The sequence below is a fragment of the Streptomyces sp. KPB2 genome (genome assembly GCF_003950055.1).
GTDB lineage: Bacteria > Actinomycetota > Actinomycetes > Streptomycetales > Streptomycetaceae > Streptomyces > Streptomyces salinarius.
The window spans coordinates 7390541-7410417 of record NZ_CP034353.1; the positions used below are offsets into that span (position 1 = coordinate 7390541).

Here is a 19877-nt window from a genome sequence, read left to right on the forward strand (position 1 = left end):
TGTTACCAAGAGCCATGACGACCCCGCCCAGTACCGCGCGCACCTCCCGCAGCTACGACGCCGTCATCGTCGGCGGCGGCCACAACGGTCTGGTCGCCGCCGCCTACCTGGCCCGGGCCGGCCGGTCGGTGCTGGTGCTCGAACGGCTGGACCACACCGGCGGAGCGGCCGTGTCCACGCGTCCGTTCGCCGGGATCGACGCCCGGCTGTCGCGCTACTCCTACCTGGTCAGCCTGCTGCCCCGGAAGATCGTGCGGGACCTCGGCCTGGACTTCCGGGTGCGCACCCGTACCGTCTCCTCGTACACGCCCGTCGAGCGAGGCGGGCGGCCCACCGGGCTCCTCGTCGGCGGGGGCGAGCGGCGCACGCGCGAGTCCTTCGCCCGGCTCACCGGCTCCGACCGGGAGTACGCGGCCTGGCAGCGGTTCTACGCCATGACCGGCCACGTGGCCCAGCGGGTCTTCCCGACCCTCACCGAACCGCTGCCCACCCGGGACGAACTGCGCCGCAGGGTCGACGACGACGCGGCCTGGCGGGCCCTGTTCGAGGAACCGGTCGGCATCGCGATCGAGGAGCACTTCGCCGACGACCTGGTCCGGGGCGTCGCTCTCACCGACGCACTGATCGGCACCTTCGCCGACGCGCACGACCCCTCCCTGATCCAGAACCGCTGCTTCCTCTACCACGTGATCGGCGGCGGCACCGGCGCCTGGGACGTGCCGGTCGGCGGCATGGGCGCCCTCACCGACACGCTGGCCGACGCGGCGAGGGCCGCCGGTGCCGTGCTCGCCACGGGACACGAGGCGGTACGGATCGAGGCCGACGGGCGGACGGCCGAGGTCACCCACCGCTCGGCCGACGGCGAGCACGTGAGCGCGGCCCGCCACGTCCTGGTCAACGCCTCCCCGCGGGAGCTGGCCGCGCTCACCGGCCAGGCGCCGCCCCCGCCCGCCGAAGGCGCCCAGCTCAAGGTGAACATGCTGCTGACCCGGCTCCCGCGGCTGCGCGACCCCGACGCCGACCCGCGCGAGGCCTTCGCCGGCACCTTCCACATCGCCGAGGGCTACGGGCAACTGGCCGCCGCGCACGCCCGGGCGGCCGCCGGTGAACTGCCCGACGCGCCGCCCTCCGAGATCTACTGCCACTCGCTGACCGACCCGACCATCCTCGGTCCCGACCCGGCCGCGCAGGGCATGCACACCCTCACCCTGTTCGGCCTGCACACGCCCGCCCGCCTCTTCGCCCGGGACAACGACGCCGTACGCGACGAACTGCTGAAGTCGACCCTCGCCCAGCTCGACGCCCACCTCGCCGAGCCCCTCGCGGACTGCCTGGCGACCGACGCCGACGGGCGGCCCTGCATCGAGGCCAGGTCGCCGCTCGACCTCGACCGCGACCTGCGCCTGCCCGGCGGGAACATCTTCCACCGCGAACTGTCCTGGCCCCACGCCCAGGAGGGCACCGGCCACTGGGGCGTGGAGACCGGCCGGGCCAACGTCCTGCTGTGCGGCGCGGGCGCCGTGCGCGGGGGAGGGGTGAGCGGGGTGCCGGGGCACAACGCGGCGATGGCGGTGCTGGAGGGGACCGGGAGCTGACGGTCGGGCGCGCATGCCCGGGACGGGGCGGGGTACCGCGACACAACGGACATTTCGCATGTCACCCCCGCACGACAAGGAGCCCGTCATGGCGGACCTCAGCCCCATCGACCTGCAGAAGGCCCTCAACGGCATGGACTACCCGGCCGACAAGAAGGCGCTCGTCGAACGCGCCCGCAGGAACAAGGCCGACGACAAGGTCGTGAGCCGTCTCGACGGACTGAAGGAGAACAGCTTCGACGGTCCGAACGAGGTGCAGAAGGCAGTCTTCAACGGCTAGCGGACCCGCGCGGTCCGTCGTACGCCGGTCCTAGTCGGCCGACGCCGACCAGCCCACCGCCTCGACGCGCGCCGCGTCCGCCGGGCGCGCGTCGTGGAACAGGACGTCGCCGCCCGCCTCCGCGCGCACCCCGTCCACGTACGCCCCGCGGCCCACGTACAGCCGGTCGGTCGTGTACCGCCAGCGCAGGGTGAGGCCGCGTGCGGCCGGGAGGCCGGCGCTCAGCCGGTGCCAGACGCGCCCCGACCAGCCGGTGGCCGAGCCCGCCGGATGCTCCCGGGGCTCCTCGCCCCGCCGGGACGTCGTGAAGGGCACCGGCTGCCACGAGGTTCCGTCGTCGGTCGAGGCCTCCAGGACGAGGGCGTCCGAGCCGGGCTCGGTGTCCCACCACAGCGAGCAGCGCAGCCGCGCCCCTCCGGCCGAGGTGTCCAGCGCGGGCAGCGTCAGTGTGGCCGTGGTGGAACTCGCGGTCCCCGAGAACCAGGCGGTGCGTCCGTGTGCGGGCCGCACCGGCACCGCCCGCGCCAGGTTCGTGCCCGCGGCCACCCGGGGGGCCGAGCCGGAACGCCAACTGCGGACCGGGTGGACGGAGTTGCCGAGGACGACGAGGAACGAGTCGGTCGTCGGGTCCAGCACCAGCGAGGTGCCCGTGAAGCCGGTGTGCCCGGCCGTGCGCGGAGTCGCCATCGCGCCCATGTACCAGTGCTGGTAGAGCTCGAAGCCCAGGCCGTGCTCGTCGCCGGGAAAATCGGTGTTGAAGTCGGTGAACATCAGCTCCACCGACTCCGGCCGCAGGATGCGGACCCGGCCGTAGGAGCCGCCGTTGAGGAGCGTACGGCCGAGGACCGCGAGGTCCCACGCGCAGGAGAACACCCCCGCGTGACCGGCCACCCCGCCCAGGCTGAAGGCGTTCTCGTCGTGCACCTCGCCCCACACGAGGCCGCGGTCCAGGCCGGACCAGGGCAGGCGGGCGTCCTCGGTGGCCGCGATCCCCGGCCGCCAGGAGGCGGGCGGGTTGTAGCGGGTGCGGTCGAGGCCGAGCGGCCGGGTGATCCCGTCGCGCAGCAGCACGTCCAGGGTGCGGCCGGTGACCTTCTCGAGCACCAGCTGGAGCGAGATCATGTTCAGGTCCGAGTACAGGTACGCCGTGCCGGGGTCGTTCACCGGCGCCTCGTCGTAGACGAGCCGGACCCTCTCCTCGTACGTGGGCGCGCTGTACAGCGGGATCCAGGCCCGGAAGCCCGAGGTATGGGTGAGCAGCTGACGGATCGTCACGCCCTGCTTGCCCGCCCGTCCGAAGTCCGGCAGATACGAGGCGACCGGCGCCTCCAGCTCCAGCGCGCCCCGCTCCAGCTGCTGCACGGCGAGGATCGAGGTGAACAGCTTGGAGATCGACGCGAGGTCGAACACCGTGTCCTCGGCCATCGGGATCTGCTGCCCCGCGGGGAACTCCACACCGGTGTCGGTCTTCTCGTCGTAGGCCCGGTAGCGCACCGCCATGCCGATCGGCTCGTGCAGCGCCACCGTGCCGCCCCGGCCGGCCAGCAGCACGGCCCCCGCGTACCAGGGGTGCTGGGGCGACGGGGCGAGGAACGTCTCGGCGTCGGTGACCAGCCGGCGCAGATGGCCCGGGAGCAGTCCGGCGCGCTCGGCCGACCCGCGCCGGAGAGTGGGACGGCGGCCCTTGTCCGAGACGGCCGCGGCCGGACCCGCCGCGAACGGGGCGATGGCCAGGGCGCCGCCCAGGGCCAGGGCCCCGGCGCCCAGTTGACGCCGCGTCCATCCGTTCGTCGCCTGACCCGCCATCGAAGAGCCTCCCGCCGCCGAAGCTGAAAGTATCTTTCCCGGATCGCCGTGCGGACTGAAACTTTCCTGTCAGTGCCGGGCTGTGTCAATGGGGCGTGCGCACCCGGCACGAGCAGCCGGCGGACCATCGCACACGGCTTGACCCGCCCACGCGACCGGCCGAGGATCATGTCATGACGCCCGGACACGGCAGCACGGTCGACGGGGTGCTGCGGCGCAGCGCCCGACGCACTCCGGCCCGCGTCGCGGTGGAGTACCGCGACCGCACCTGGACGTACGCGGAACTCGACGCCGCGGTCTCGCGCGCGGCGAGCGTCCTGCTGGCCGAAGGGCTGTCCCCGGGCGACCGGGTCGGCGCCTACGGCCACAACTCCGACGCCTACCTGATCGCCTTCCTCGCCTGCGCCCGCGCCGGCCTGGTGCACGTCCCGGTCAACCAGAACCTCACCGGCGACGACCTCGCCTACCTCGTCACCCAGTCCGGCAGCGCACTCGTCCTCACCGACCCCGGCCTCGCCGCCCGGCTCCCCGGCGGCACCCGCACCCTGCCGCTGCGCGACGCCGACGACTCGCTCCTCGCCCGCCTCGCGTCGGCGCCCCCGTACGACGGACCCGAACCGGCCGCGGAGTCCCTGGTGCAGCTCCTGTACACCTCCGGCACCACCGCGCTGCCCAAGGGCGCGATGATGACCCACCGCGCGCTCGTGCACGAGTACCTGAGCGCCATCACCGCCCTCGACCTCCGCGCCGGCGACCGCCCCGTGCACGCGCTCCCGCTCTACCACTCGGCGCAGACCCACGTGTTCCTGCTGCCCTACCTCGCGGTCGGCGCGACCAACATCGTCCTGGACGCACCGGACGGCGACCGGCTGTTCGACCTGATCGAGGCGGGCCGCGTCGACAGCGTGTTCGCACCGCCCACCGTGTGGATCGGCCTCGCCAACCGCGCCGACTTCGCCACCCGGGACCTCGACGGCCTGCGCAAGGCCTACTACGGCGCGTCGATCATGCCGGTGCCGGTCCTGGAGCGGCTGCGCGCACGCCTCCCGCACCTCGCCTTCTACAACTGCTTCGGCCAGAGCGAGATCGGCCCCCTCGCCACCGTCCTGGGCCCCGACGAGCACGAGGGCCGGATGGACTCCTGCGGCCGCCCCGTCCTGTTCGTCGACGCGCGCGTGGTCGACGAGGACGGCAAGGACGTGCCCGACGGCACACCCGGCGAAGTCGTCTACCGCTCCCCGCAGTTGTGCGAGGGGTACTGGGACAAGCCCGAGGAGACCGGGGCCGCCTTCCGCGACGGCTGGTTCCACTCCGGCGACCTCGCCGTACGGGACGCCGAGGGCTACTACACGATCGTCGACCGGGTGAAGGACGTCATCAACTCCGGCGGCGTGCTGGTCGCCTCCCGCCAGGTCGAGGACGCCCTCTACACGCACGACGCCGTCGCCGAGGTGGCGGTCGTCGGCCTGCCCGACGAACGGTGGATCGAGGCCGTCACCGCCGTCGTCGTCCCGCGCGGCGAGGTCACCGAGGACGAACTGATCGCCCACGCCCGCGAGAAACTCACCGCCTTCAAGGCACCCAAGCGGGTCCGGTTCGTGGACGCCCTGCCGCGCAACGCCAGCGGCAAGATCCTCAAGCGCGAGCTGCGGGACCGCTTCGCCGGTTCCTGACGCCGCGACGGCCTGTCGGCGGTCGGACCGGATCGCTAGGCTGGCCGCGCAAGACGACACCGGGAGGAGCACGGACGTGGCCGAGAGCACCACCCACCAGCGCCCGCTCATGGGCTGGGACAAGCCGGAGCTGGATCTCAGCAACGCGCAGTGGCAGTCCAGCAGCCGAGGCCTGGGGGATGTCCAGATCGCCTTCGTCGAGGGGTTCATCGCCATGCGCAACAGCGGCAGCCCGGAAAGCCCCTCCCTGATCTTCACCCCGGCCGAATGGGGGGCTTTCGTGTCCGGAGCACGAGAAGGGGAGTTCGACCTCACGTAGGACGACCGCGGGACAGCCGCGGGGCGACCGCGGGTGCGCCGACCGGCCGAACCGGGGTGTTCGGTCCGCCGCCGGGGGGAAGTCCGTACTCCGGAGGTGAGGACCCATGAGCACCCTGCCGGTCATCGCGGCGGTCGACGGTTCGGACGACGGCCTGCGCGCCCTGGACTGGGCGCTCGACGCCGCCCACCGGCGCGAGGCACCCCTGCGGGTGGTGCACGTGCGCCAGTACGCCGCCTGGGCCCAGACCGACGTCCTGGTCGCGGGCCCGCCGGACACCGCCGAGGACCCGGCGCTCGACCAGGCCCGCGCGCACCTTCAGGGGCGGGCCTACGCGGTGCCGACGGAGTACGTCGGCATGGAGGGCGTACCGGGCGCCCTGCTGCCGGAACTGGGCGCCGACGCCCAGCTGCTGGTCCTCGGCTCCCGGGGCCGGGGTGGCTTCACCGGCCTGCTGCTCGGCTCCAACGGCATGGCCGCCGCCCGTGACGCCGAGTGCCCCGTCGTCGTGGTGCCCCGCCCCGGGCGCGAGGTCCACGGCGAGGCACCGGAGGAACCCGGGCCCCGGGTGGTGGTCGGCCTGCACGTGGACAGCCCCGACGACGCCACCCTGTCCTTCGCCTTCACCGAGGCCGAGCTGCGCGGCGCCCGCCTCCAGGTGGTCGCCGCCTACCCGTGGCCGGTGCAGACCTGGGCCGCCGCCGGTCAGATCGTGCCCCCGGTGATCGACGAAGTGTCCCTGGAGAGCGAGACCCGGGTCCTCGCCGACGGCTTCCTCGCCCCCTACCGCGAACGCCACCCCGACGTCCGGGCCGACCCGTACGTCGCGCCGGGCGACGCCGCCGGACACCTGGTCGCCTCTTCCCGGGACGCCGACCTGGTCGTCGTCGGCCGCCACCGTCGGCGCCTGCTGGCCCCGGCCCGCATGATGGGCTCGGTCACCCACGCCGTCCTGCTGCACGCGGCGTCCCCGGTCGCCGTCGTGCCCCCGGCGCCGCCGGAGGAGTGACGACACCGTCCGGCGGGCCCGTCCGGGGCCAGGCGCGCTCGCCCGTACCCGTCGCCCTCGCACGCATTCGGCGGTTCGCGGCGGGGCCCCCTCCGCGCCGTTCCCGGGATGCCCGCCCGGTTCCCGTCCGTCTCCGCGTGCCGGTGGTGTTCCCCGCGCCGCCGGTGGGGTGACGGCGTCGGTCGGTGGGCCCGTCCCGGGCCTGGTGTGCTCGCCCGTACCCGTTGCCCTCGCGCGCATTCGGCGGTTCGGGGCGGGGGCGCGTCCGTGGCCGTTCCCGGGGTGCCCGCCGCCGGGGGCGCCCGCCCAAGCCTCAGTCGTCCCCGGGTGCCTATCATCGGGCCCATGCAGGACTTGCCCGGCGCGGACTCCCGGATCGCGCTCGACCTCGTGCTGACCGTCCGGCACGACGGACACGGCTCGGTCGCCGACGACCTGGCCGACCTCGCCGGACTCACCGCCTGGGCCGGGAATCACCCCGGGATCGTGCCGGACGGCGAGCCCTTCACCGCCGACGCGTCCACCCTGGCCGCCGTACGGGACGTACGGGCCGCCGCCCGCTCCCTCTTCGCCCGCGCCGTACGCCCCGGCGAGCCCAGCCCCGCCGACGCCGGCCGGCTGCTGCCCGTGCCGGAGGCCCTCGGGCGGCTCAACGAGGCGGCCGCCCGGACCCCGACGGTCCCCGTGCTGGCCTGGGGCGACGCCGCAGGCCCCGTCGTACGCTCGGTACCCGCGCAGGGCGTCGGGACCGACCTCGCCGCCGTCCTCGCACAGGCCGTGATCGGCTTCCTCGCCGGCCCCGACCGGCAGCGGCTGCGCGCCTGCCACGCACCGCGCTGCGTGCGCTACTTCCTCAAGGAGCACCCGCGTCAGGAGTGGTGCAAGCCCTCCTGCGGCAACCGGGCGCGGGTGGCCCGCCATCAGGAGCGGCACCGCCGGGCCGGGTAGCCCGGTCGGCGTCCGCCCGCACGCCGTTCACCCGGTCCGGCCACGTACCATGGCGGCATGTCGTTCCTCCGCCGCCGCAGCGCCACGCCCGCCGGGCCCGACTTCGACGTACTGGCCATGGACCCGGGCGACTGGCCCGGAAACCTCGGCGCCGGCCTGCTGCCCGCGCCCGACGGCAGCTGTCAGGGCGTCTTCCTGCGCTACGACCTGTTCGGCGGCCGCGGCCCCGCGATGATCATCGGCAATCTGCCGGACGGCTCCCCGGCCCGCGAGGTCCCCGAGGGAGAGATCCCCTTCGAGGTGGCCCAGCTGCTGCTCGCCCTGGAGAACGACGAGGAGATCACCGTCGTCGGCGCCGAGGACGTCCCCGTGATGCAGGGCGACAACCTGCTGATCGTGCGCCGCCTCAAGCTCTCCGAGAGCCGGATCTCCTGCGTGCAGTTCGACCGCAGCGACGGCGTCCTCGTGACCATCGCCGCCTGGGACCGCCCCATCACCGACGACCTGTACGCCCTGCTGAAGCCGCTCCCGGCGGAGCTTTTCCAGCAGGGCTGAGGCCGGCCGTCAGCGGGCGGCCGAGACCGTCACGTCGGCGGCGCGCACGTACGCCACCCGGTGGCCGTACTGGATCTCGTAGTACTGGTCCTTGCCGGTCACCACCCGGTGGGACGCCTCGTCGAAGGTGACCGCGTAGTAGTACTCGCCCGGCACCTTCTCACCCACCACGTACTTCTGCCCCGCGGGCAGCGTGTACGGCAGCGGCGACACCGCCTGGGCGGGCACGCCCGCCGGGTAGGCGGCCTTCTCCGGGTACGCGCGCCCGTACACCGGGACGCTCGTGAGGCCCTTCCTCGGCGTGATCACGCGTCCCGACGCGGGGACCGCCGCCGGGCTCTTCCGCGGGTTGTGGAACCAGGCCTTCTGGCCCAGGTACCAGATGGCCGTCCACTCGCCCCACCGGTCCGCCACCGCGTACTGCTGGCCCGTGGAGACCCGGGAGGACAGGTCGTTCACCCCCGTCGTGGGGGTGGTGCCGAGACCGATGTCCTTGATCAGCGGCGCGTTCACGTCGTGGTCGGAGTACAGCCGCACCTCGCTGGAACCGTGGGCGGCGCACGGCTCGCCCGCCGTCTCGCAGCCGGTGTACTCGGGACGGTTGGCGTCGTAGGCCGGGCGGATCGTCACCAGGGAGGAGTTCTTGCCGGCGGTCGGCTCGAAGGGGCGGCCGAGCAGCTGGAAGTAGTGCCGCCAGTCCCAGTAGGGCCCCGGGTCGGTGTGCATGCCCGGGATCGTCGCGGTGGTGGTGCCGGGCACGTTGTCGTGGCCGAGGACGTGCTGCCGGTCCAGCGGGATGTCGTACTTCTTCGCCAGGTACTTCACCAGCCGCGCCGACGACCGGTACATCGCCTCCGTGTACCAGGCGTCCGGCTCCGCCAGGAAGCCCTCGTGCTCCAGGCCGATCGACTTGGCGTTGACGTACCAGTTGCCCGCGTGCCAGGCGACGTCCTTCGCCCTCACGTGCTGGGCGATGTGGCCGTCGGTGGAGCGCAGCGTGTAGTTCCAGGACACGTAGGTGGGGTCCTGGACCATGTTGAGGACGCCGTTCCAGGTGCCCTCCGTGTCGTGCACGACGATGTACCGGATGCGCTGGGCGGCAGGCCGGTCACCCAGGTCGTGGTTGCCGTAGTCGCCGTCGCCGAACTCCTCGTACGGCGCCGGGATCCACTCGCAGGCCACCGACCTCGGGCACTCCGTGCCCGCGGCGGACGCCGTGCGCAGGCCCGCGCCCTCCAGCCGGGAGGTGTCCGGTGCCACGTCGGGGCGGGCGGTCAGGGTGACCCGCTGGCCGGCGTCCGTGGTGCGCCGCTCACCCGTACGGATGACCTCGTACACGTCGTTCGCGTACGCCGCCGCCGTCGCGGAGTCCTCCGCGCCCGAGAAGCGGGCCACCGCCGCGTACCAGTCCGCCGGGTCGGAACTGAGCGGCTCGCCCAGTTCCCGCTGGGCGGCGGCGAGCAGGGCGGCACCGCCGGACACGTTCGCGGCCGGGTCGGTGCGCAGCGCCTCGGGGCTCAGCCCGGTCAGCTCGGCGGCCCTCGGCAGCGTGGTCAGCCGGGCCGGCAGGTCGGCGGACGGCGGCGCGGCCTCTTCCGCCGGGTGCAGCGGGGCGCGCGCGTCGTCGCCGCGCGGGTCCTCCGAGCCCTCGCCGTGGTGGGACCGGGGCGCCCCGGCCAGCGCCGTGCGGGCGTCGGTGAGGTGCAGCGGGCCGTAGCCGCCGGTCACGCTCGGCGCGCCGTCGTGGGCGTCCCAGCGGGACTGCAGATAGGAGACGCCGAGCAGGACGCTCTGCGGCACGTGGTACTTGGCCGCCGCGGTGGCGAACGCCCGCTGGAGACGGTCCGGCGCGGGCGGCGCGTCCGGGGGCGCGGCGGCGGACGGTGCCGCGCCGAGCAGCGGCAGCAGCAACGCCGCGGTGGCCAGGGCGGGCACGACGGGGGATCCTCGCAAAACGGCCTCCTGTGACGGTCGGGCGTGACGGGGCGTGGCGCAACGTGCGGGGCCGGGCGTGGGTCAGTGGTACCCGGCGGTCCGACGATCCGTCAATCATGCCGTCACAGTGGCGATTTCCCACGTCAGCGAGGGGTGTGGCGAGTTTCGCGGCGGCGGCCCACGGGCCTGCGCGGCGTCAGTGGCTCACACCAATGGCTCCCGGCGGACCGGTCCGCCGGAACACGAAAACCGCGGTGCGCCCCTCCCGAGGGGGCGCACCGCGGACCGTCGTCGTCCTCGCCGGCTGCCGTCAGCGCGTGCCGACCGCCGCCCGCACGGCCCGCCGGGCCAGCTGGCAGTCGTCGTGCAGCCGGCGCAGCAGCAGCCGCTGCTCCTCGCCGGTCGGCGCGGCACCCGGATGGGCCGGCGTCGGCGCCGCCGCGACCGTGTCGTGCATCGAACGCTGCACGGCCGTCTCGTACGTACGGATCTCCCTGGTCAGGACGAGCATCAGGTTCACCAGGAACGCGTCGCGCGCCGCCGTGCCGGTCGCCTGGGCGATCTGGCTGATCTGACGGCGGGCCGCGGGGGCGTCGCCGAGGACGGCCCACAGCGTCGCCAGGTCGTAGCCCGGCAGGTACCAGCCCGCGTGCTCCCAGTCCACCAGCACCGGACCGGCCGGGGACATGAGGACGTTGGACAGCAGCGCGTCACCGTGGCAGAACTGGCCCATGCCCTGGCGTCCGCCCGCGTGGGCGATGCCGTGCAGCAGCTTCTGCAGGTCGCCCAGGTCCCGGTCGGTGAGCAGCCCCAGCTCGTGGTAGCGGGAGATCCGGGCCGCGTAGTCCAGCGGGGCGTCGAAGGTGCCGGCCGGCGGCCGCCAGGCGTTCAGCCGGCAGACCGCTCCGATCGCCGCCCTGATGTCGGCCCGGGGCGGGGCCTCCAGGGGGTGGCGCTGCAGGGCCGCCACCCGCCCGGGCATCCGCTCGATCACCAGTGTGCCGTTGTCCGGATCCGCCGCGATCAGCCTCGGCACCCGCACCGGAGGGCGCTGCCGGACGAACGAGCGGTATGCCCCTATCTCGTGCCGGCTGCGCTCCGCCCACGCGGGGGAGTGGTCCACTAAACACTTGGCCACCGCCGTGCTGCGCCCGGTCGTACCGACCAGGAGCACGGACCGCCCGCTGCGCCGCAGCACCTGCACGGGGGAGAACTCCGGGCAGATCCGGTGCACGGCGGCGATGGCCGTGCGCAGTTGGGCCCCCTGGGGGCCGGACAGGTCGATTCTTCCGCTGAGCGGCTGTGTGCCGGGCCCCGCGCCGAGCCGCGCCCTGCCGGCCCCGAGCACCGGGGCCGCCGGACGCGCGGGGGCGAGATAGGGGCCGCCGCCCGCCGTCGGACGGGGGTGCAGCGAGCGCTGCGGGGCGGACACGGAGGACGATGCTGCGTACATGGGCGAGACAGATCCCTTCGTGTGCCTGCTGTGCCTGCCTGAAGAGCGGTGCCCGACCGTTCCGTTCGGTGCCGGGGCACGCCTTCCGAAAGCCGTCGCGCCTCCCGACCGGCCGTCCGGGGCCACCCTGGGGAGTGTCCCCGCGGCGACCGGGTCGGGGTGGCGCATTCCTACCTGACACCCGGCCGCCCGTGGCACACCATCTGGCGCACCCTGGCGAACGGTGGCGAATAGTCGCCCGGCAACCCGCACGGGGCTACTGTCAACTCAGCCGAGAACCTGGGGGCTTGACGTGAGCAAAGAACCCAACACCCGTCTGTCGGACCTGTTCGGCCTGGCCGGCTGGTCCAAGGGCGAACTCGCGAGGCTGGTCAACCGGCAGGCGGCGGCCATGGGCCACCCCCAGCTGGCGACCGACACCTCGCGGGTGCGGCGGTGGATCGACATGGGAGAGATCCCGCGCGATCCGGTGCCGCGGGTGCTGGCAGCTCTGTTCACCGAGCGTCTCGGCCGTGTCGTGACCATCGAGGACCTCGGTCTGGTCCGGCACGGGCGTGCGGGGAAACGGCCACAGGGCGGGAGTGAAGAGCATCCCGACGGTGTGCCGTGGGCGCCCGAGCGGACTGCGGCGGTCCTCACCGAATTCACGGGAATGGACCTCATGCTCAACCGACGCGGCTTGGTGGGCGCGGGCGCCGCGCTCGCCGCGGGCTCCGCACTCAGCAGCGCCATGCACGACTGGCTGCACACCGACCCGGCCCTCGCGGCCGACGCCCCCGACCCTCACCAACCCCTGCACGCCGACCCCGCCGGGTTCGACCGCTACGAGGCCGCCCCCATCGGGTCGCAGGAAGTGGAGGAACTGGAGCGCTCGGTCGAGGTGTTCCGCGCCTGGGACGCCGCCCGCGGCGGCGGCCTCCAGCGCAAGGCCGTGGTGGGCCAGCTCAACGAGGTGGGCGGCATGCTCGCCTACCACCACCCACCCCATCTCCAGCGGCGCCTGTGGGGCGTCGCCGCCAACCTCGCCGTCCTCGCGGGCTGGATGTCGCACGACGTCGGCCTGGAACCCACGGCCCAGAAGTACTTCGTCATCGCCGCGCACGCCGCGCGCGAGGGCGGCGACCGGCCCCGGGCGGGCGAGGCCCTGTCCCGGGCGGCCCGTCAGATGGTGCACCTGGGCAAGCCCGACGAGGCCCTCGACCTCATGAAGCTCGCCCAGTCCGGCTCCGGCGAGCAGGTGCTGCCGCGCACCAAGGCCATGCTCTACACCATCGAGGCCTGGGCGCAGGCCTCCATGGGCAAGGGCCAGGCGATGCGCCGCACCCTGGGACGGGCCGAGGACCTCTTCGTCTCCGACAAGGCGGACGTACCGCCCCCGGACTGGATGCAGACCTTCAAGGAGGAGGACCTGTACGGCATGCAGGCCCTGGCCTACCGGACGCTCGCCGAGTTCGAGCCGGGGGCCGCCGCGCACGCACAGCACTACGCGGACAAGGCCCTGGCCCTGAGGATCGACGGCCGGCAGCGGTCGAAGATCTTCGACTATCTGTCGATGGCCTCCGCCTGCTTCATCGCCGACGACCCCGAACAGGCGGATCGGTACGCCCGCCTCGCCCTGGTCTCGATGGGGTCCAACTCCTCCCAGCGCACCTGGGACCGGCTGCGCCAGATGTACCGGCTCACCGCCGAGTACGCCGGTTATCCGAAGATCCAGGAGCTGCGCGAGGAGATCAAACTGGCACTGCCCAAGGCCAGGTCGCCGAGGGGGAAGGGACCGGACGGCACCGTCGCGCCCGCCTAGGGCGTCACCCGGGCCACCAGGACGCAGACGTCCCGGCGTCCCGGCGATTCACCGAGTTCACGCGTCACGATCCGTACGGCGTCCCGTGCCGAGTCCGCCCCGGTGAGGCGGGGGGCCAGCGAGAGGAGGCGCTCCACGGCGTCCGGCTCGAGTGCCTCGGTGCGCAGGAGCAGCAGGTCGCCCGCTTCGAGGGGCGCCTCGGCCTGCCCGGACGGCCCGTCCTGCCCGGGCAGCTCACGCCCCGTCCCGCCGCGGAACAGCAGCGGGGCGGGGCCTCGGGTGTGGGCGCACGTCAGGGTGCGGGTGAGCGGCCGGTAGCCGCAGTACACGCCGGCGCGCACCGGCGGCAGGGCGGTCGCCCCGCCCCATGCGCCGAGCCGGTCCCCGAGCCCCGCCGGTCGGACGCCGGCCAGCGCCAGGCCGCGCAGGGCGCCGATGACCACCGCGGGACCGTGCGCCTCGGCCCCCGGGTGCTCGAAGTCGCCCACGGTGAGGAGCGTTTCGCCGTCGGCGCCGAGCGGACACGCGTCGTACCAGCCCCCGTACCGGGACCGCGGGGCCACCGCCGATGCGGACGGGAAGTGGGCGGCGGCCAGGTCCAGTCCGGGCCGCCCCTCGTCGGGGAACCGCAGGAGCCCGTGCCAGGGCGGCGGCGGAGGGTGCCGGAGCGAGTCACGGGTCTCGCTCACCGCCCGTTGGCTGCGGCGGAGTTCGCTGACGTCCCGCAGTACCGCCCACATCGACGCGGTGCTGCCGTCGGCGTCGAGGACGGGTTCGCCCATCATGTGCACGGTGCGTACGGCACCGTCGGGGTGCACGACGCGGAACTCGCCGTCGATGGGGCGGGCGTCGACGAGGCAGTCCGTGACCATCGCGGTCAGTTTCGGGCGGTCCTCGGCCAGGACCAGGGAGGGGAGTTCGTCCAGGCTCAGCGGGACGGACGCGGGGTCGCGGCCCAGGATGTGGAAGAGTTCCCCGGACCACTCGGCCTCGTCGGTCAGCAGGTTCCACTCCGCGCTGCCGACCCGGCTGAGCAGCGAACCGGGGCGCGGTGCGGGTGCCGGGCCGTCCCGCAACTGGGCCAAGTGCGCGTCGAGGTCCGTGAGTTGGTGCAGCGCCAGATCGTACAGGGCGCGCTGCCAGCGTCCCCGGGCGTCGGCCGCGTCCTCCTGGCTGTCCCGCCGCACCGCGTCCACGTCGCCCCGCAGCCGCCGCGCCTGCGATATGAGCGCCTCGACCGAGTCGTTCTCCGGTGGCTGGGCGGCCGGGTGGTCCGCGGAGAGATGGGACGACATGACGCACTCCGATGTGCTGACGGTACGACCAAGGCGGAACCGAGGCTGGCGGAAGGACCGTTATGACTGTTGCACAGCCCGCCACGCCCCGTAAGTGATTTGGCAACACACGATACGGTGGTGCTTCCGGCATATGCCACAGTCTTCCCGGAGTGACGCGCCTACGTATTCGGCATGCCCGGGTCCGGGCGCAAGTCGTAGACCCGCTACGGGACTTGAGGAAGGCTCGGGCCCGGGAGCATCGTCGCCCCGGAGTTCGACGGACCCGTGTTCTATGTCGGAGTGTGGAGGGCCGGGCGGGGCGCCAGGTCGACGGGCGTGCGCGCTCCCGTCTCCAGGGCCTCCACCCCAGCCTCGGCGACCGCGGCGGCCGCGTAACCGTCCCAGGCGCTGGGCCCGGTGACCTGGCCCCGCCGGGTGGCGTCCACCCAGCTCTGCACCTCGCGGTCGTATGCGTCCGCGAACCGCACCAGGTAGTCCTGCGGCACCTCCTCCCGCGCGTCGCCGGCCGCCGTCACCACCATGGTGTGCGCCTGGCCGATCCGGGCGCTGCCCGCCTCGCAGACGGCCTCGCACCGCACCTCGTAGCCGAAGCCGCAATTGACGAAGATCTCCACGTCCACCACGGCGCCGCCCTCGGTCTCGAAGAGCACGAACTGAGGATCGAGCAGGCCGCCCGGCGCACCGGCCGACGGGCGCGGACGCAGCACCGTGACCGCGCCGATCTCCTGGCCGAGCAGCCAGCGGGCCGCGTCGATCTCGTGCGAGACGGAACTGTTGATCAGCATCGCCGAGGTGAAGTGCGGCGGAGAGGAGACGTTGCGGTGCACGCAGTGCAGCATCAGCGGCCGGCCCAGCCGCCCGCCGTCCAGGAGGGACTTGAGCCGCACGTACTCGGCGTCGTACCGCCGCATGAACCCGATCTGCGCCAGCCTCCTGCCCAGGCGCGCCTCGGCCTCCACCACCCGCAGCGCGCCCGCGGAGTCCGGCACCATCGGCTTCTCGCACAGGACCGGCAGTCCCCGCGCGAAGGAGGCCCGCAGCGCCTCCTCGTGCGCCTCGCCGGGCGAGGCGATCAGGACGGCCTCGACGCCCGGCGCGTCCAGCGCGGCCTCGGCCTCCGTGTGCACGACGACCCCGTCGATGCCGCCCACGGCCTCCTTCGCCCGCTCGGCGTCGGGGTCCGCCACCGCGGCGACCCGGGCGCCGCTCACCACCCGGTCGAGTCGTCGTACGTGGTCGGCGCCCATGTGGCCCGCGCCCAGGACCGCCACGCCCAGAAGTTCACTCACGCCGCACCCGCTCCTTCGCCGTCCGCCGCACACCCGCGAGCAGCGGGTACGTGTACGGCGAACAGGCTTTCACGCCCGTCAAGAGCCGCGGGAGGGCCGGTTCCCGGATGCGGCGGCGGACGTCAGTACCGCAGCACCCCCGCGATGCCGTCCACGTCCCCGAGGGTGCCGTCCGGCACGAAGCGCACCTCGGCGCCCGTCTCCAGGCACTGCTCGACGATCTCGTCCACGATGTCCCCGCGGGCGTCGAGATCGCCGTCCTCGGCAGGGAGCAGGTGCTCGCCGTCGTCGCGCATCGTCACCTTGAAGTTCTCCTCCACGGCCAGCAGCCGGACGCGGCCCGTGTGGGCGCTCTCCCACAACTCGTCGACCCCGGCCGCGAAGTCCTTGCGGCCGCGAGCCGCGTCCAGTTCCCTGGCCACCGCCCGGACCGCTCCGCGCGCCTCGTCCTCGAGCACCGGCCGCACCGCCTGCCACACCGCCTCGGCGCTGCCGTGCGCCAGCCCGCCGTGCGGGACGAGCACCGAGTGTGCGGCGAGTGCGCCCGCCTCGTCGAACAGGGAGAGGGCCGGTTCGGGGCCCGTGATGTACAACGGCCGGGGGTGCGTGCGCAGCACCTTGTCCATCGCCGCGTCGGCGTCGCGCAGGAACCTGCGGGTGCCCTCGTCCCGGAACGTGCTCGGCGCGTCGCCGATCCGCTCCTGGCGCTCGGGGTCGAAGTCCTCCGCGGGCCGGTCCATCGGGAAGCCGCCGAGGTGCTCCTCCACGACCCGGCCCGCGCCGCCGCTCCAGAGCTTGACGCGGTCGGCGGCGACCGACAGGACCCAGAACGGCCGCTCGGCGGCCTGCGCGGCGACGAGGTTGCGGGTCAGGAAGGTGTCCGAGAGGACCACCCGCTCGGGGACGGAACGGCTCAGGGTCCAGACCTGGTGCTCGCCGGGGGCGGCGAAGATGGCCAGACCGTCCTCGGCGTACGTCAGGTCGACCTCGGCCATGGCCCGGTCGAGTTCGCGGGACACCTCCGCGCGGCGGTCGCGGCTGACCGACGGATCCTCCTCCAGTTGCTTCTTGGCGGCGGCGACCGCGTTGCGCAGCCGGACCCGGTCCTGGGCGTTGTCCGGTTCACGGCGATGCGTCGGCGTCAGGACGGACACGGCCGGGTACGGGCGGGGGCGCCGCAGCTCGGCGAGGGTGGCGGGACTCAGATCGTGCTCCATGTCAGCACGATAGGCCGCATGGGCATATCGGGCATTCGGAGCGGGCCGCCGATCAGTGCGACCCCTCGGCGGCGGACTCGGGTCCGCAGGAGCTGCCGTCGGGCGGCAGGGAGTCGTACAGCAGGAAGTCGTCGACCTTGCGGTGCACGCACTCGGAGGACGCGTAGCCGGTGTGGCCCTCGCCCCGGTTGTCCAGGACGACGGCGGAGGGGCCGAGCCGGTCGGCCGTCTCCGTCGTCCAGCGGTACGGCGTGGCCGGGTCGCCGCGGGTGCCGACCAGCAGCATCTTCGCGGTGTCGAGGTCCTTCACCTCGTCCCGGATGTAGTCCGTGCCCTTGGGCCGGCCGTAGCACATGAGCACCTGGGTGAGCCGGTACCGGCCGAAGACCGGCGAGGCCTCCTCGTACCGGGCGCGCAGTCGTCCGAGGGACGCGGTGACCTGGGCGGCCGTGGGGCGGTCGGGGTCGTCCGCGCAGTTGATCGCCATCAGGGCGGCCGGGAGGTTGTCCATGGGGACGTCCTCCTCGTCGGTGAGTCCGGCGCCGCCCTTGTCCTGCGGGGCGGGTGCGCGGACCGGTGCGTGTCCCGATGTGCGGACCGGGAAGGTGACGCCGCCGGACGAGAAGCTCTCCAGGCCGCCGGTGTCACCGGCCTCCAGCAACTGCGCGAGCGCCCGCTCCAGCGAGGGCCACAGCTCCCGGCTGTACAGCGCCTGACCGATCGCGCCGACCATGTCCTGCCCGGTGAACGGCTCGCCGAACGCCGACGGCACCGGGTCGGAGTCGAGGGAGCCGACCAGCCGCACGACCTGGTCCCGGGCGCTGCGGGCGTCCTGGCCGAACGGGCAGGCGACGTCCTCGACGCACCAGTCGAGGAAGTTGTCCAGCGCGGTCTGCTGCCCCCGTGCGCCGGCCAGCCCCTGCTCGGTCAGCGGTTCCGTCAGCGTGTCCACGCCGTCGAGCACCATCCGGCCGACCTTGTCCGGGAACTGGGCCGCGTACACCGCCCCCAGCCGCGTCCCGTAGGAGAAGCCCAGGTAGTTGAGCCGGTCGTCGCCGAGCGCCCCGCGCATCACGTCCATGTCGCGCGCGGCGTCGACCGTGCCTATGTGGGGCAGCACGGGGCCGGAGTACTTGACGCATTCGGCCGCCGCGTCCCGCAGCCGGTCCAGCGCCTCCTCCGGCTCGGCCGTTCCCTCGTCGGTGTCCGTCGCCTCCATGATCTTCAGGGTGGCCGGTCCGCAGGAGACCGGCGACGAGCGGCCGACGCCGCGCGGATCGAAGGTCACGACGTCGTAGCCGTTGGTGAGGTGCATGAACTCCTTGCCGCCGACGGCGAGTTCGTTGACGCCGGAACCGCCGGGGCCGCCGAAGTTCAGCAGGACGGAGCCCCGGGAGTCGCCGGTCGCCCGGTAGCGGGCGAGGGCGATGTCGAGGGTCCTTCCCTTGGGGCGCGCGTAGTCGACGGGGACGGTGACCTTGCCGCACTGCAGGTCCTTAGGCATCTCCGTGCCGTCGCACGCCGACCACTTGATCCTCTGGTCGTAGAACCGGGACAGACCGGATCCGGCGTCCCGCACGGCCGGTGAGTCGACCAGGATCGCGGCGTTCGCCTCGTTCGCGGTGGGCAGTCCCGTGCCCAGCAGGGCCAGGCCGAGCGCTCCGGTGACCGCGCAGCGCCGGACCGAACGCCGAGTCTCCAGCTTGGCCTGCATCGATGCCTCCCGGGCGCCCCGTCGCGGACCGGTGGCCGGCGCCCTCGCTCACCATAAGCGGGCTTCGCACCCGGCGCCTCCGGGCGACGGGACACCGGTCGGGACACCGCTTGTTCGATGAACCGCCCACTCGATGGGGTGAAAGACCGATAAGCCATAACTCGGATGGTGCGCCCGCGGTTTAACCGGTGCGGGCGAACGCCCGCGACCATGTCTGGAAGGCAGGGAACCTCATGAGAAGGGTTACCCGAAACGGTGTGTTCGCCGTCGCCGCGTCAGGCGCGCTCGCCGTGGCGATGCCGGCGTACGCGGCGTTCGCGTCCGACGGCGCCGGCGCCGACGGATCCGCGGCCGGCTCCCCCGGGCTGATCTCCGGCAACACCGTACAGCTCCCGGTGGACGTGCCGGTCGACGTGTGCGGCAACACGGTGAACGTGGTGGGGCTCCTCAACCCGGCCGCGGGCAACGGCTGCGCCAACACCGGGGAGAAGCAGGCGCCGCGCTCGGGCGCGGCGGACCACGCGCCGGACACCTCGGACGCCACGTCCGGGAGCGCCTCCGGCGGCGCGTCGGGCGGCGCGGTGGCCGAGGGAAGCGCACAGGATTCGCCGGGCGTGCTCTCCGGCAACGGCGTGCAGCTGCCGGTGCACCTCCCGGTCAACGTCAGCGGCAACAGCGTCAACGTGGTCGGCATCGGCAACCCGGCCGTAGGCAACGAGTCGGTGAACGACTCCGGCGACCACCCGGAGCCCGCACGGCCCCCGGCCCGGCCCGAGCCGTCCGCCCCCGAGGAGGAGCGCGCCGGGCCCGAAGCGCCCCCGCACGCCGCCCCGCCGCGGGAACAGGTCTCCCTCGCCCACACCGGGGCGGACGCGACCCTGCCGGCCCTCGCCGGTGCCGCCGCACTCGTGCTGGGCGGAACCGCCCTCCACCGGCGCTTCCGTCCGGGCGCCAAGGGCTGAGCCCGCCGATCGGGGCGCCCCCG

General features: G+C 73.8%; 16 protein-coding genes. 9 read left to right on the forward strand and 7 right to left on the reverse strand.

Annotation, left to right across the window (positions count from 1 at the left end; all coding sequences use genetic code 11):
* The first annotated feature begins 14 nt into the window (after positions 1–14).
* Positions 15–1595 carry an NAD(P)/FAD-dependent oxidoreductase gene (locus D1J63_RS33400; protein WP_164713087.1) on the forward strand — a complete coding sequence of 527 codons (1581 nt, stop codon included), beginning with the start codon at positions 15–17 and terminating at the stop codon, positions 1593–1595.
* 88 nt (positions 1596–1683) lie between these two features.
* On the forward strand, positions 1684–1875 hold the full coding sequence (locus D1J63_RS33405) for a DUF2795 domain-containing protein (protein ID WP_164713088.1): 192 nt from the start codon (positions 1684–1686) through the stop codon (positions 1873–1875).
* A gap of 30 nt (positions 1876–1905) precedes the next feature.
* Here the strand turns inward: D1J63_RS33405 and D1J63_RS33410 are convergent, their stop codons facing one another.
* Positions 1906–3681 carry a serine hydrolase domain-containing protein gene (locus D1J63_RS33410; RefSeq protein WP_125634086.1) on the reverse strand — a complete coding sequence of 592 codons (1776 nt, stop codon included), beginning with the start codon at positions 3679–3681 and terminating at the stop codon, positions 1906–1908.
* Positions 3682–3854: 173 nt separating this feature from the next.
* On the opposite strand from D1J63_RS33410, the gene D1J63_RS33415 reads away from it, so the two are divergent.
* The 5 genes from D1J63_RS33415 to D1J63_RS33435 all read left to right on the forward strand — a co-directional run bounded on the left by D1J63_RS33415 (position 3855) and on the right by D1J63_RS33435 (position 8185).
* A complete protein-coding gene (locus tag D1J63_RS33415; protein WP_125634088.1) occupies positions 3855–5354 on the forward strand; it encodes an acyl-CoA synthetase in 1500 nt (499 codons plus the stop codon).
* A gap of 76 nt (positions 5355–5430) precedes the next feature.
* On the forward strand, positions 5431–5673 hold the full coding sequence (locus D1J63_RS33420; RefSeq protein WP_043377340.1) for a DUF397 domain-containing protein: 243 nt from the start codon (positions 5431–5433) through the stop codon (positions 5671–5673).
* Between the two features lie 106 nt (positions 5674–5779).
* Entirely contained in the window at positions 5780–6682 is a 903-nt protein-coding gene (locus D1J63_RS33425; RefSeq protein WP_102932751.1) for a universal stress protein, read from the forward strand.
* A gap of 345 nt (positions 6683–7027) precedes the next feature.
* Entirely contained in the window at positions 7028–7630 is a 603-nt protein-coding gene (locus D1J63_RS33430; RefSeq protein WP_197923630.1) for a CGNR zinc finger domain-containing protein, read from the forward strand.
* A gap of 57 nt (positions 7631–7687) precedes the next feature.
* On the forward strand, positions 7688–8185 hold the full coding sequence (locus D1J63_RS33435; protein WP_003971896.1) for a hypothetical protein: 498 nt from the start codon (positions 7688–7690) through the stop codon (positions 8183–8185).
* Between the two features lie 9 nt (positions 8186–8194).
* On the opposite strand, the gene D1J63_RS33440 is transcribed toward D1J63_RS33435, so the two are convergent.
* Together D1J63_RS33440 and D1J63_RS33445 are read right to left on the reverse strand one after the other, a co-directional pair.
* Entirely contained in the window at positions 8195–10138 is a 1944-nt protein-coding gene (locus tag D1J63_RS33440; protein ID WP_241235635.1) for an N-acetylmuramoyl-L-alanine amidase, read from the reverse strand.
* A 292-nt stretch (positions 10139–10430) separates the two neighbouring features.
* A complete protein-coding gene (locus D1J63_RS33445) occupies positions 10431–11573 on the reverse strand; it encodes an aminoglycoside phosphotransferase family protein (protein WP_164413886.1) in 1143 nt (380 codons plus the stop codon).
* A gap of 292 nt (positions 11574–11865) precedes the next feature.
* Between D1J63_RS33445 and D1J63_RS33450 the strand changes: the two genes are divergently transcribed.
* A complete protein-coding gene (locus tag D1J63_RS33450) occupies positions 11866–13374 on the forward strand; it encodes a hypothetical protein (RefSeq protein ID WP_125634092.1) in 1509 nt (502 codons plus the stop codon).
* Here D1J63_RS33450 and D1J63_RS33455 read toward each other — a convergent pair.
* The 4 genes from D1J63_RS33455 to D1J63_RS33470 form a co-directional block, all read right to left on the reverse strand.
* A complete protein-coding gene (locus D1J63_RS33455) occupies positions 13371–14669 on the reverse strand; it encodes a PAS domain-containing protein (protein WP_125634094.1) in 1299 nt (432 codons plus the stop codon). The two genes, D1J63_RS33450 and D1J63_RS33455, sit on opposite strands and share 4 nt — an antisense overlap.
* 272 nt (positions 14670–14941) lie before the next feature.
* Positions 14942–15961 carry a Gfo/Idh/MocA family oxidoreductase gene (locus tag D1J63_RS33460; protein ID WP_125634096.1) on the reverse strand — a complete coding sequence of 340 codons (1020 nt, stop codon included), beginning with the start codon at positions 15959–15961 and terminating at the stop codon, positions 14942–14944.
* A 122-nt stretch (positions 15962–16083) separates the two neighbouring features.
* Positions 16084–17178 (reverse strand): chemotaxis protein, encoded by a 1095-nt coding sequence (locus D1J63_RS33465; RefSeq protein ID WP_125634098.1) that lies wholly within the window; start codon positions 17176–17178, stop codon positions 16084–16086.
* A gap of 52 nt (positions 17179–17230) precedes the next feature.
* Positions 17231–18892, reverse strand: coding sequence for an alpha/beta hydrolase (locus tag D1J63_RS33470; RefSeq protein WP_125634100.1), 1662 nt, complete (start codon positions 18890–18892; stop codon positions 17231–17233).
* A 233-nt stretch (positions 18893–19125) separates the two neighbouring features.
* On the opposite strand from D1J63_RS33470, the gene D1J63_RS33475 reads away from it, so the two are divergent.
* The gene (locus D1J63_RS33475) at positions 19126–19854 is read left to right on the forward strand and encodes a chaplin (protein WP_125634102.1); all 729 of its coding nucleotides are present in this window, start codon (positions 19126–19128) and stop codon (positions 19852–19854) included.
* Positions 19855–19877 lie beyond the last annotated feature (23 nt).

Bases quoted from the DNA above. Each gene is read 5' to 3' on its own strand.
- D1J63_RS33470 (WP_125634100.1), bottom strand. From the start codon at position 18,892: ATGCAGGCCAAGCTGGAGACTCGGCGTTCGGTCCGGCGCTGCGCGGTC.
- D1J63_RS33400 (WP_164713087.1), top strand. From the start codon at position 15: ATGACGACCCCGCCCAGTACCGCGCGCACCTCCCGCAGCTACGACGCC.
- D1J63_RS33445 (WP_164413886.1), bottom strand. From the start codon at position 11,573: ATGTACGCAGCATCGTCCTCCGTGTCCGCCCCGCAGCGCTCGCTGCAC.
- D1J63_RS33475 (WP_125634102.1), top strand. From the start codon at position 19,126: ATGAGAAGGGTTACCCGAAACGGTGTGTTCGCCGTCGCCGCGTCAGGC.
- D1J63_RS33430 (WP_197923630.1), top strand. From the start codon at position 7,028: ATGCAGGACTTGCCCGGCGCGGACTCCCGGATCGCGCTCGACCTCGTG.
- D1J63_RS33405 (WP_164713088.1), top strand. From the start codon at position 1,684: ATGGCGGACCTCAGCCCCATCGACCTGCAGAAGGCCCTCAACGGCATG.
- D1J63_RS33435 (WP_003971896.1), top strand. From the start codon at position 7,688: ATGTCGTTCCTCCGCCGCCGCAGCGCCACGCCCGCCGGGCCCGACTTC.
- D1J63_RS33465 (WP_125634098.1), bottom strand. From the start codon at position 17,178: ATGGAGCACGATCTGAGTCCCGCCACCCTCGCCGAGCTGCGGCGCCCC.
- D1J63_RS33455 (WP_125634094.1), bottom strand. From the start codon at position 14,669: ATGTCGTCCCATCTCTCCGCGGACCACCCGGCCGCCCAGCCACCGGAG.
- D1J63_RS33415 (WP_125634088.1), top strand. From the start codon at position 3,855: ATGACGCCCGGACACGGCAGCACGGTCGACGGGGTGCTGCGGCGCAGC.
- D1J63_RS33425 (WP_102932751.1), top strand. From the start codon at position 5,780: ATGAGCACCCTGCCGGTCATCGCGGCGGTCGACGGTTCGGACGACGGC.
- D1J63_RS33410 (WP_125634086.1), bottom strand. From the start codon at position 3,681: ATGGCGGGTCAGGCGACGAACGGATGGACGCGGCGTCAACTGGGCGCC.